Origin of the sequence: Geothermobacter hydrogeniphilus, from assembly GCF_002898515.1 — a bacterium.
Classification (GTDB): Bacteria; Desulfobacterota; Desulfuromonadia; order Desulfuromonadales; family Geothermobacteraceae; genus Geothermobacter_A.
In genome coordinates this window covers 1-12,307 of record NZ_PPFX01000064.1, presented here as the reverse complement: position 1 = coordinate 12,307, position 12,307 = coordinate 1, and the positions used below count along the sequence as shown (strand labels likewise).

The 12,307-nt window shown below is 62.0% G+C and carries 8 protein-coding genes; all 8 read right to left on the bottom strand.

Annotation, left to right across the window (positions count from 1 at the left end):
- Nucleotides 1-404: 404 nt before the first annotated feature.
- The 8 genes from C2E25_RS16870 to cysD all read right to left on the bottom strand — a co-directional run bounded on the left by C2E25_RS16870 (nucleotide 405) and on the right by cysD (nucleotide 12,273).
- Nucleotides 405-1,496: a TRAP transporter substrate-binding protein gene (locus tag C2E25_RS16870; protein WP_103116884.1), complete on the bottom strand. Its 1,092-nt coding sequence runs from the start codon at nucleotides 1,494-1,496 to the stop codon at nucleotides 405-407.
- 267 nt (nucleotides 1,497-1,763) lie between these two features.
- The gene (locus C2E25_RS16865) at nucleotides 1,764-2,927 is read right to left on the bottom strand and encodes a trans-sulfuration enzyme family protein (RefSeq protein ID WP_103116883.1); all 1,164 of its coding nucleotides are present in this window, start codon (nucleotides 2,925-2,927) and stop codon (nucleotides 1,764-1,766) included.
- A gap of 92 nt (nucleotides 2,928-3,019) precedes the next feature.
- On the bottom strand, nucleotides 3,020-5,395 hold the full coding sequence (locus tag C2E25_RS16860) for a methyl-accepting chemotaxis protein (protein WP_103116882.1): 2,376 nt from the start codon (nucleotides 5,393-5,395) through the stop codon (nucleotides 3,020-3,022).
- 218 nt (nucleotides 5,396-5,613) lie between these two features.
- Complete coding sequence (locus C2E25_RS16855) at nucleotides 5,614-6,762, bottom strand: trans-sulfuration enzyme family protein (RefSeq protein ID WP_103116881.1); 1,149 nt, start codon at nucleotides 6,760-6,762, stop codon at nucleotides 5,614-5,616.
- Nucleotides 6,763-6,836: 74 nt separating this feature from the next.
- On the bottom strand, nucleotides 6,837-7,790 hold the full coding sequence (gene cysK, locus C2E25_RS16850; protein ID WP_085011883.1) for a cysteine synthase A: 954 nt from the start codon (nucleotides 7,788-7,790) through the stop codon (nucleotides 6,837-6,839).
- Nucleotides 7,791-8,083: 293 nt separating this feature from the next.
- Nucleotides 8,084-9,433, bottom strand: coding sequence for a nitrite/sulfite reductase (locus tag C2E25_RS16845; protein ID WP_103116880.1), 1,350 nt, complete (start codon nucleotides 9,431-9,433; stop codon nucleotides 8,084-8,086).
- 53 nt (nucleotides 9,434-9,486) lie between these two features.
- Nucleotides 9,487-11,286 carry a sulfate adenylyltransferase subunit CysN gene (cysN, locus tag C2E25_RS16840; RefSeq protein ID WP_103116879.1) on the bottom strand — a complete coding sequence of 600 codons (1,800 nt, stop codon included), beginning with the start codon at nucleotides 11,284-11,286 and terminating at the stop codon, nucleotides 9,487-9,489.
- A gap of 93 nt (nucleotides 11,287-11,379) precedes the next feature.
- Complete coding sequence (gene cysD / locus C2E25_RS16835; protein WP_103116878.1) at nucleotides 11,380-12,273, bottom strand: sulfate adenylyltransferase subunit CysD; 894 nt, start codon at nucleotides 12,271-12,273, stop codon at nucleotides 11,380-11,382.
- Between the last annotated feature and the right edge of the window lie 34 nt (nucleotides 12,274-12,307).

Here is a 12,307-nt window from a genome sequence, read left to right as displayed (position 1 = left end):
AGCCGGACGAATGTCTGAGGCGCAGCCGAGTTTTCGTCCCGGCCCCGAAACGTCTGCCGAACGGAGGGAACCCGCGTAGCGGGCCAGACATTCGGGCGCGTTTCTTTTGCTTCATTTTCTTTCGCGCGAGCAAAGAAAATGAAGGCGCCGGCGGGCGCCCCCGCCGGTTTTGGGGCTGCGGGTTGCTGCTGCGCCTTCAACGCTGGTGTTGGGGGCGGTTGAAACGCCATCATCTACTGTGTCGCTTGGCTGGTCGGCCCACCCAATAAGTATTTTCCTTCCCTCTGCATTCTCAAGTGAGCCCGGGCAAACGGGCGCGAGGCCGGTTTTTTTGCTATGTACGAACAAAGGGCGCCCCCGTTCGGGGACGCCCTTTGTTGATTCAGATTGTGCTGTCGTTGGAATCAGCTGGTGATCTTCGCATAGGCAATTTCCGAGATCTTCGCCCAGGCGCGGACATTTTTCTGGAACTTGAGATAGTGCTCGTAGATCTTCTTGCTCTGCTTGTCCTTGTTGCCGACCTCTTCCAGCACTTCCCTGGCGTAACCCCGCATGGTCGTGACAACCTCGTCGGGGAATTTCTTCAGCTTCACGCCATGCTCGTTAATCAACTTCTGCAGGTAGGTGTTGTTCTTGGCCTCGAACTCGCTCAGCATCCAGATGTTGGAACGGGCGGCGGCGGTGGTGATGATTTCCTGCAGGTCTTTCGGCAGGGAGTCCCAGGCCTTCTTGTTGACGAAGGTTTCGAGAACCGTACCGGGTTCGTGCCAGCCGGGATAGTAGTAGTACTTGGCGACTTTGTAGAAACCCATCAGGTAGTCATGGTAGGGGCCGACCCACTCGGTGGCGTCGATGACGCCGCGTTCGAGGTTGGTGTAGATTTCGCCGCCGGCCGAGAGGACCGCGGTGCCGCCGGCCTTGGCCAGCAGTTTGCCGCCGAGGCCGGGAATCCGCATTTTCAGACCCTTGAAGTCCTTGACGGAGTTGATCTCGCGGTTGAACCAGCCGCCCATTTGTACGCCGGTGTTGCCGGCCGGCATCGGCTTCAGGTTGAACGGGGCGTAAAGGTCTTCCCACAATTCAAGGCCGCCGCCGGAATAGAGCCAGGCATTCATCTGCTGGGCGTTCATGCCGAAGGGAACGGCAGCGAAAAACTGGGTGGCCGGGGATTTGCCGGCCCAGTAGTAGGAAGCGCCGTGGCCCATTTCGACCATGCCCTGGCTGACGGCGTCAAAGGTCTGCAACGGCGGGACCAGCTCGCCGCCGCCGTAAACCTGGATCTTGAGTCGTCCGCCGGACATTTTCTCGATCCATTCGGCCATCTTGTCGGCTCCCTCACCGAGGACCGGGAAGTGCGGCGGCCAGGTGGTGACCATGCGCCAGGTGTAGGTTTTTTTGGCGTGAACAGCCGGTGCGCCGACGGTGGTTGCCGCGGCTACGGCTGCTGTGGTGACCGTGGCTTTTTTGAGAAAGTCACGCCTGTTCTGCTTGCTCATGAGAGTGCCTCCTTTCGGGGAAAAAACCGAATTCAGGTTGACCTTTAACAGCAGGGTGATTCAGGCATTTTGTCCCCGGTTCACGGGGGAACGTCCTCAAAATAAGACGCTGTTTTATGATTGTCAAATAAATATCCGGAATCGATAAACTTCGACAAGGTTCCGGATGTCGGGAGATTGGAGATCAGGTTGCCCTGAATCAGTGGGTTCATGGCGGATGAAGAGTGCAAGCGGGTCAATGCCTTGTGCTATTCGCCGGCAATGAATTCACTGATTCAGGTTTGCGACAAGGCCCCGTTGCAGGTCTTCCCAGAGGTCCTCTCCATCTTCGATCCCGGCGGAGATGCGCAGCAGCGACGGCAGGATGCCCATCTGTTTCTTGTCGGCGGCCGGAATGGCGGCATGCGACATCGACCAGCAATGGGTGAGGATGGTTTCGACACCGCCGAGGCTGGGGGCGATGATAGGCAGCCGGACGCTCTTCAGCAACGGCTGAACCTGTTTATCATCTTTAAGTTCAAAGGAGAGGACCGCGCCGGCGCCGGTTGCCTGGGCGCTGTGAATTCTGCGGCCGGCAAAATCGGCCAGGCCGGGATAGTAGACCCGTGCCACCGCCGGATGCTGCTGCAGCCGTTCGGCCAGCAGCGCGGCGTTGCGCTGGGCCGCTTCGAGCCGCAGCTTGAGGGTCTTGATGCCCCTTGAGAGCAGGAAGCAATCAAAGGGTCCGAGGACCGCCCCCATGGCGTTCTGATAGCGTTTAAGCCCCTTGGCCAGCTCGGGATCAGCGGTGGTGACCAGTCCGGCAAGCAGATCGGAATGACCGCCGAGAAACTTGGTGGCGCTGTGGATCGAGATGTCGACGCCGAGTGCGAGGGGACGCTGCAGCAGCGGGGTCATGAAGGTGTTGTCGATGAGTGTCAGCAGCTGCCGGCGCCGGGCGATGTCCACCAGGGCCCGGATGTCGGCAACCTTGAACAGGGGGTTGGAGGGGGTTTCCATCAGGATGGCGCGGGTGTTCGGTCGGATCGCTTCTTCGACCCGGTTCAGGTCGGTCTGATCCACCAGGCTCACTTCAACGCCCTGCTCCGGGAGGATCATGGTCAGGTAGCGGAAGGTGCCGCCGTAGAGGTCGTCCGGAGCGATCAGATGATCGCCGCTTTTAAGCAGCGACAGCGCCGAGCCGATGGCCGCCATCCCCGACCCGTAGGCGAACCCGCGTACGCCCCCTTCGAGCAGGGCGATGGCGTCCTCGACCTGCTGCCGGCTGGGATTGCCGCTGCGGGCGTAGTCGTACTCCTGGGGTTGCCCGTCGGGATGGTGGTAGGTCGAGGCCTGGTAGATGGGGACCGTCGCCGCCCCGGTTGCCGGGTCACGGTCCTGTCCCTGGTGAACCAGCAGAGTAGCCGGGCGATAGGTGTTTTTTTCAGTCATTGTTGTTTCCTGTCAAAGATCATATGGATTATCTTTTCAGCTTTCAGCTTTCAGCTTTCAGCCTCGAACCTCGAACCTCGAACCTTTTCATCTCACACCTTGAAAGCTCCAACTTCATCTTCCAGGGCGGTGATCTGCTCGGTCAGTCTCTCGACCACGGCATCGAATTCGCTGGTGCGCCGGGCGTTGTTTTCAGCGATCTCACGAATCGTTGCCACGGCCTGTACCACCTCGCGGCTGCGCTCGGTCTGGGCCCGGGTGGCGCTGTCGATACGTTCGATCATCTCGCGGATCTGTTCCATGCTGGTATTGATCTGACGGCTTCCCTTGGCCTGCTCGGCGGTGCCGAGTTTGCCCTGCGAGGCGATTTCCTTCATCGCTTCGGCATTGCGCGCCAGCTGCCGGGTGCTGTCATTCTGCTGGCGGATCGCCCCGGCAATCTGTCCCAGCATGTTGGTCACCTGGTTGATGCTGTCGGTGATCTGCCGACTGCCGCGGCTCTGTTCCTGGGTGGCCCGGACGATCGAGCGCACCTGCTCGTTGGCCTTCAGGGTGCTGCTGCGGATCTGTTCCAGCGCCCGCCCCGCTTCTTCGGAGCGTGCCACCTCGCGGTGCACCCGCTCGGCGCCGGTTTCCATCGCCGCCACCGCGTCGCGGGTCCCCTCCTGCAGTCGGCCGATGATCTCCCCGATCTCACGGGTTGAAATCGCTGTGCGGTCGGCAAGTTCGCGGATTTCGTCGGCGACTACAGCGAATCCGCGGCCATGCTCACCGGCCTGGGCGGCGATGATCGCCGCGTTCAGGGCGAGCAGGCTGGTCTGGTCAGCGACATCGTCGATAACGGTGAGGATTTTACCGATGGCGTTTGACTGGTTGCCCAGTTCGCGGATGGCGGCGCCGGCGTCGTCGACGGTCTGGCGGATAATGCCGATGCCTTCGATGGTGGCGTCGACCGCCTGCTTGCCGCTTTCGGCGTCGCGGGCTGCCGCCTCTGCCAGTTTGCCGGTCTGCTCGGCGTTCTCCTCGATCTCCTTGATCGAGGCGTCGAGTTCAATGATGCTGCTGGCCGTCACTTCGGTGGAGCTGTTGAGGATATCGACATTCTCCGCCACCTGTTGACTTGAAACGCTCATCTCGCTGATGGAACTGGAAACCTCGTCGACGGTGCCGAACAGTTTTTCCATCTGTCCGGCGATCTGTTCGATGGTGGCTCCGAGTTCGAGGGTGGCCGAAGAACTCTCCTCCACCGCCGAGACCAGGCTGCTGATCGATTCGGCCACCTCACCGGTCGAAGCGTCAATGGCGACCAGGGCCTGGTGTGATTCCTCCAGCGCCTCGGACTGGGCCAGCGCGCCGTCGTTGACCGCCCGCGAAGAAACGCGAATTTTTTCACTGGCGTCGGCGAGATCGATGGCGACCCTGCCGGAACGACTGACCATCTCGCGCAGCCGGCTGAGGAAACGGTTGAAGTTGGTGGCCAGCAGGCCGATTTCATCCCGGCCGGTGACCGGCAGCTCCCGGGTCAGGTCGGCCTCTCCTTCGGCAATCTCCTGGAGACCCGCAACGACCTTGTTCAGCGGCTGGGCGATGCCGCCGGCAATGAGAAGGCCGAGCAGGATGGCGAGGATGGCGGCGGCAACGGCCACCGAGGCGAACAGTTGCTGCATATCCCTGCGGCTCTTGAGTTCTGTTGTCCGGTCAATGGCCATCAGCAGGTTCAGGTCGTTGTTGCCGAGGGGTTCGAAAAACAGCCGGTAGGGCTTCCCGTTGATGTCCAGTGAGGCCAGTTGCTTTTCAGTCAGGGCCGACGGGGTCAGTTTTCCCAGTTTTTCGGTTGACGCGCTGACGATCTGCCGTTCGTCGAAGAAAGCGACCTCGGCTTTGCTCAACTGCTTGATCTGTTGCGCGTAGTTACGGTCGATGAAATTGGCGGCCACCATGTGTCCGAATATCTCGTCCTTCAACCGGATCGGCGACGCGGCGATGATGCTGTATCGGCCGCCGATGCGGGCGGTGCCCGATGACAGCTTGCCCTTGAGGCTGTCGGCAATGGCGAAGTTGTCCGTTTCGTTTTCCCGGGGGAGGTTTTCTCCCTGCCGGGTTGCCCGGCACATAACCTTGCCGTTTTTGTCAAGAATTTCGATCAGGTCGAGCTTGAACCTGCGCTGGAGTTGTTCGGTCAACTCCGTGAGCTGTCCCGCGTCTCCGGTCAGGGCCGCGTAATAGGTGGCATTGACCATGTCGGTGCCGCTGCTGTTGATGGCAACGAAATTACGGGTTTCTCTGGTGGTGCCGGCGATCGCCTGCTCGATGAAACTGGCTGTTTCACGTGACTGCTGCAGCATGTTCTGTTGAATCAGGTCACTGGTGAACCCGGTCATCAGCACCAGGATGGTGACCAGCGGGATCAGCGACAATCCGGTCAGAGCGAGCAGGATTTTCCAGCGCAGTTTCAGATTGTTGAGCATGACGGGATCTCCTCGACCCTGGATAAACGGGGTGGCCCCGGCCGGCGGGCGCCTGAAAAGGAATGCCGGGCGGCCGACAGGAGTCTGCTGACAGGGCCATCTGCAGATTAATGCCCTGAAGTCTAAGCGTAATGACTCGATCGGGCAAGGACTTTCAGCCCTTTGCGTTCATACGGGTCGGTATGCCGGACGCGGGTTTTGGGGAGATTTCCGTTGGGTCAGGCAAGAGCCTGATCCAGATCGGCGATCAGGTCTTCCACCTCTTCCAGGCCGACGGAAAGGCGCAGCAGGCAGTCGTCGATGCCCAGCCGCAGACGGTCCTGCTCGGGGATGTCACCGTGGGTCTGGACCGCCGGCAGGGTCATCAGTGATTCGACCCCACCGAGGCTTTCGGCGAAGGAGATCAGCTGCAGGCGCTCCAGCACACGGCGGGCCTGTTCGGGCGTGCGGGTGCGGAACGAGAGCATGCCGCCGAAATCGCTTGCCTGGCGCTGTGAGAGGCTGTGCCCCGGGTGGTTTTCCAGCCCCGGGAAATAGACCGCGCTGATCTTTTCATGCTGCTGCAGCCAGCGGGCGATGGTCATCGCGGAGCGGCAGTGGCGCTCGATACGCAACGGCAGGGTTTTCAGCGAGCGGATCAGCAGCCAGCAGTCCTGTGGCGGCAGGATTCCCCCGGTCGAGTTCTGCAGGAAATAGAGCCGTTCGCCCAGGGTCTCGTCACGTGCCACCAGGACCCCGGCGCAGAGGTCGGAGTGGCCGCCGAGGTACTTGGTGGCCGAGTGGACGACGATGTCGGCGCCGAACTCGAAGGGGCGCTGCAGGATCGGGGTGAGAAAGGTGTTGTCGACGATGAACAGCATCTCGTGTTCGCGGCAGAGTTCACCCAGCACCTTCAGATCGGCAACTCCGAGCAGTGGATTGCCGGGGGTTTCCACCAGCAGGGCGCGGGTTTCGGGACGGATGGCGGCGGCGACGGCGGTGCTGTCAGTGGTGTCGACGTAGCTGCTGCGCAGGCCGAACGTGTTGAAAACCTGGTCGAGAATCCGGTAGGTGCCGCCGTAGAGATCCTGCGACACGACCAGGTGGTCGCCGCTGGAAAAATGCAGAAAGAGGGTGGTCAGGGCGGCCATGCCCGAGCTGAAGGCCAGGCCGCGGGCGCCGCCTTCAAGGTCGGCGAGGGCCTGTTCGAGAACCTCCCGGGTGGGGTTGTTGGAACGGGTGTAATCGTAGCCGGTACTCTGTCCCACTCCGGGGTGGCGGTAGGTGGCGCTCGGGTAGATGGGGAAGCTGATCGCCCCGGTGCGTTCGTCCCGGCCGGTTCCGATCTGAACCAGGCGGCTGGTTCTGTTCCAGTTCTGTCTGCTCATGTGTATCCCCTATCGGGCCCGAACCGGTGATGGATGCACCGATTCAGGCCCGTCTCGGTTTTTCCCGGATGGTGTCAAACAATCCCTTCGTAGAGGACGCTGGTCAGGTAACGTTCGCCGGAGTCGGGCAGGATCACGACGATCTTCTTGCCGGCGAACTCATCCCTGGCGGCCAGACGCGCGGCGGCGGCGACTGCGGCACCGCAGGAGATGCCGGCGAGGATGCCTTCTTCGGCGGCCAGGCGGCGGGCGAAGTCGATCGCCTCGTCGTTGCTGACCTGCTCGACCGCGTCAACGATGGAGAGATCGAGGGTGTCGGGAATGAAGCCGGCGCCGATGCCCTGGATCTTGTGCGGGCCCGGCTGGATCTCCTGACCGGCCAGCTGCTGGCTGATGACCGGGGAGTCGGTCGGTTCGACGGCCACCGAATGCAGCGGCTTGCCCTTGTCCTGCTCGAAATAACGCGAGATGCCGGTGATGGTGCCGCCGGTGCCGACTCCGGAGACCAGCACGTCGACGTCGCCGCCGGTCGCGTCCCAGATTTCCGGGCCGGTGGTCTGCTGGTGGATGGCCGGGTTGGCGGGGTTCTTGAACTGGTGCAGCAACAGGTAGCGGTTGGGATCAGACGCGGCCAGCTCTTCAGCGGCATTGATCGCCCCGCCCATCCCCTTGGCGCCGGGGGTCAGCACCAGGTTGGCGCCGAAGGCCTTGAGGACCTTGCGCCGTTCGAGGCTCATGGTGTCGGGCATGGTCAGGGTGATCGGAATCCCGCGGGCGGCGGCGACAAAGGCGAGGGCGATACCGGTATTGCCGCTGGTCGGTTCGACGATCTCTCTGCCCGGGCCGAGCAGCCCCTTCTTTTCCGCGTCCCAGACCATCGCGGCGCCGATACGGCACTTGACGGAATAGGCCGGGTTGCGTCCTTCGATCTTGGCGTAAACCTCCGCCCCTTCAGGGACGATGCGATTGAGCTTGACCAGCGGGGTTCCGCCGATGGCTTGGGTGTTGTCGGTGAAAATCTGGGCCATGGTCATTTCTCCTTGGTTTAATGTTGATGGCGTCGCAAAAACTCACCAGCAGCTGCGTTGCTGTGTTTGTCTCGCTGCTGGTGTTTTCTGCATAGCCAACACATTGATGCTTTCTTGCGAAAGCATCAATGTTGGGTCGATTAGCAGGGCGTCGGCATAGTCAGGTTCCCCAGGCTGAGCAAAAATGTCCAGATGCAAGGCGTCCGCACACCCACGAAATAAGGCGTACCGGAAGGTACGTCGTTGACGCGGGGGAAGGACAACGCCGCAGATGGGCGTTTTTCATCAGCCTGTTAGATCATTCCGTCGGCCGTGGGGGCGAAAATGGCTTGTTCAGTCGTGTCCAGCTCCAGTTGTATCGCATCCCGCAGCTGCTGCAAGTCCAGGTTCTCGGCGATGATTTCACCGAGCCCCTCACCGTCGCGTTTCAGCAGGTCAAAACGTGGACTGTGGTTGCCGTCGTCATCCTTGACCAGTTTGCGGGGCAGGATGCCGTAATCGGCCAGCTGAGGCTGCGAACAGCTGTTGGGGCAGCCGCTGATAGCGAACCGCAGACCCAGGGCCGCGGGCGGCAGCTCGTTGATAATGCTGCGGGCGATATCACGCGTCGCGCACAGTCCCATGCGGCATTCATGGCTGCCGGGGCAGACGCGGAAAACCGGCTGCGGACGGGTCGCCTGTTCGCCCAACTGCTTGAGGATCAGCCTTTGCTGCAGCGCGGCGCGGTGTTTCTCGTTGTCACAGACCAGGGCGATATCCTGATCGGCGGTCAGCAGCAGCACCCCGCCGGCATAGCGTGTCGCCAGGCGGCACAGCAGCCGCATGGCGGCGACGTCCAGTTCGCCGGCGAAGATCGGGACCGTCAACGGTTCTTCCCCGCTGCCGGGTCTTTCGGTGAGGGTTTCACCGAGGCCGCTGGCCGGCAGGTACGGTGGTGGTTCGGGTGTTTTTTCACGCAGCAGGCGGCGGAACTCTTCTTCGCCGACCCGTTTGACCAGGTGCTTGAGGCGCTTGCCTTTTTCGACCTGCTCACGGTAGAGAAACACCAGCCCTTCGATAAGGGGAATCAGGCGGCTTTCGGGGATCCGTTCGCCGAGCAGCAGTCCGGCCCGCGGTTCGCGTCCCAGGCCGCCGGCACACCAGACGTCCCAGAGATTCTGCCCCTCCTTTTCCCCGGCATAGACCAGCCCTGTATCCTGGATCAGGTGGCGTCCGCGGCCCTTTTCGCCGTCGATGCCGATCTTGAATTTCTTCGGCAGTCCCTCAAAGTAGGGATTGCCGGCAAAATGGCGCTGGAGCTTGCGCGCCAGGGCCTGGCAGGCCGGGTAGTTGACGCTGGAACTGGTGCTGCAGGAGATGCCGCGCACGGCGCCGCCGCAGGCACCGCGACCGGTCAGGCCGATGCTTGCCAGCCCGCGGTTGACCGCGGCCAGATCCTTGCCGGACAGGTCGTGCAGTTCGATGCTGCAGCGGGTGGTCAGGTGCAGTCGGCCTCCGGCATAGCGCTCGGCAAGTTCGGCGACCTTGAGCCCCTGTTCGCTGGCCAGGGCGCCGGCCGGCACCTTGATGCGCTGCATCCAGCGGTCCTCGCCGGTTTGCTGGTAGATGCCGTCGAGGCGAAGTTGTTGCGGATCGTAATTCATGATTCAAGTTCTCCTGAAGCGTCAGATTTGATGGTGTCGTGGGCTGACCGGAGTCAAAACTCCAGTTGCCGGAGCAGGGTCGCGACCAGCTGTTTGTCGGGGGCATCGGTCGTGATCCGGATCTGTCGCGTCGGCCCGTCGTCCGCCGGCTGCGCAGTCTCTTCCGCCGCACGCAGCACCCGGATCGGCTGCAGGTCGGCGAGTTGTTCGAGCAGCTGTTGCTGCTCCCCGTCATTGAGACGGGCTGCGGCCAGCAGCACGATCAGCCCGCTGTCAAACAGCAGCCGCAGGGATTCCGCGAGCAGGCGCAGGGCTTGCGGCCGGTCTGCGAGGCCGGCGCGGTCCGCGAGCCGCTGCAGGTAGTCTCCGGCATCGAGCAGGTAACTGTGCCGCCCGAGGCTGTAGAGGCGGTTGTCGATCAGCCGCGGCAGTTTTGTCGCCTCCCCCCGGTTATCGTCGGAGAACAGCAGCAGGCGCGCCTGCTGTCCCTTGATTCGGGCGCGCGCCGCGTTGTCAAGCTGCAGGGCCCGCCAGTTGTCGCCGGTGGACTGCAGCGGCTGGTGAATCATGCCGGCGCCGATGGTGGCGAAGGTGAAGCGGTCGATGAGAATGAAGCTGCCGGTGGCGCGGTTCTCCCGGTAGGAATCGAAGGAGATCGGCACGCTGGTCTGCAGCCCGGCAACGCCGACCTCGTTGAGTTGCAGTTGCCCCCCCTGCTCCTGGTCGAGGCTGTTGACATTGACCTTGAAGCGCAGTTCGTTGATCTGGACCGGAACCGTGGTCGACCCGGCCTTGAGCAGGTAGCTGCGTCCGGTTTCCATCGGTTGTTCGTGCAACCAGACCAGCTTGGCTTCGAAGTGGTCGGCATGGTGCGGGACGGCCTCGGGGGCGGCAAGGGTATCCCCACGGCTGATGTCGATTTCATCCTCCAGCGTCAGGGTCACCGCCTGGCCGGCGCGGGCCTCTTCCAGGTCGCCGTCCATGGTGACGATACGGGCGACACGGCTGGACTGTCCCGACGAGGTGACGATGATCTCGTCGCCTGGTCGCACCGTCCCCGAGGCGATGGTGCCGCAGAAGCCGCGGAAATCGAGGTCGGGCCGATTGACCCACTGTACCCGCATGCGGAAGGGAAGCCGGGCGGCGCTGTCGGCGATCTCCACCGTTTCGAGATGCTCCAGCAGCGGCGGGCCCTGGTACCAGGGGGTCCGGGTGCTGCGGGTGAGAATGTTGTCTCCTTCGAGGGCCGAAATCGGGATCGCCGTCACCTGGGTGAAGCTGAGATTGGCGGCGAAAGACTTGTATTCATCGACGATCTGCCGGAACCGCTGTTCGCTGTAATCGACCAGGTCCATCTTGTTGACCGCCAGCACCACGTTGCGGATCCCGACCAGCGAAACCAGGTAGCTGTGACGTCGTGTCTGGGTCAGCACCCCCTTGCGGGCGTCGATCAGGATCACCGCCAGCTGCGCGGTCGAGGCGCCGGTGACCATGTTGCGGGTGTACTGTTCATGTCCCGGGGTGTCGGCGACGATGAACTTGCGTTTGTCGGTGGAGAAGAAGCGGTAGGCGACATCGATGGTGATCCCCTGTTCCCGCTCGGCCTGCAGCCCGTCGAGCAGCAGCGCGTAGTCGATTCTTTCCCCCTGGGTGCCGACCCGCTTGCTGTCGGCTTCCAACGCCGCCAGCTGGTCTTCGAAGATCAGCTTCGAATCCCACAGCAGCCGCCCGATCAGGGTCGACTTGCCGTCGTCGACGCTGCCGCAGGTGATGAAGCGCAGCATCGATTTTTCTTCCTGGGCTTTCAGGTAGGCGTGAATATCTTCGGCGATCAGTTCAGATTGGTTGTTCATAAACCCTCGAATTCGGCTAAGGGCTAAAGGCACAAGGCTAAAGGGTGTGATCCCCTTGACCCTTCGCCCTTAGCCTTTGGCCGCAGTTTGATTTTAAAAATACCCTTCCGCCTTCTTCTTCTCCATCGATCCGGCCTGGTCGTGGTCGATGGCGCGTCCCTGTCGCTCGGAGGTGCGGGTCAGCAGCATCTCCTGGATGATCTCCGGCAGGGTGGCGGCGGTTGATTCGACGGCGCCGGTCAGCGGGTAGCAGCCGAGGGTGCGGAACCGTACCGACTTGTGCTCGACCTTTTCGCCGGGGTGCAGCCGCAGGCGGTCGTCGTCGACCATGATCAGCAGGCCGTCCCGTTCCACCACCGGGCGCACCTTGGCGTAGTAGAGCGGCACGATGGGGATATTTTCGCTGTAGATGTACTGCCAGACGTCGAGCTCGGTCCAGTTGGAGAGGGGAAAGGTGCGGATGCTTTCTCCCGGTTGAACCTTGGCGTTGTAGATGTTCCACAACTCCGGGCGCTGGCTTTTTGGATCCCAGCGATGATGCCTGTTGCGGAAGGAGAAGATCCGCTCCTTGGCGCGGGATTTCTCCTCGTCGCGCCGTGCGCCGCCGAAGGCGGCATCAAACTTGTATTTGTCGAGGGCCTGCTTGAGCCCCTCGGTCTTCATCACGTCGGTATAGAGGGCGCTGCCGTGGGTGAAGGGTGAGATCTTCTGTCGCACGCCCTCTTCGTTGGTGTGGATGATCAGTTCAAAGCCGTATTCAGCGGCCATCCGGTCACGGAATTCGATCATCTCGCGGAATTTCCAGGTGGTGTCGACATGCATCAACGGGAAGGGTGGCCGGGCCGGGTAGAAGGCCTTGCGCGCCAGGTGCAGCATCACCGCCGAATCCTTGCCGATGGAATAGAGCATCACCGGGTTTTCGAACTCGGCTGCCACCTCGCGGATGATGTGAATGCTCTCTGCTTCGAGTTGTTCCAGATGTGTCATGAGTTTCTTCCCTTAGCCCTTAGCCCTTAGCCCT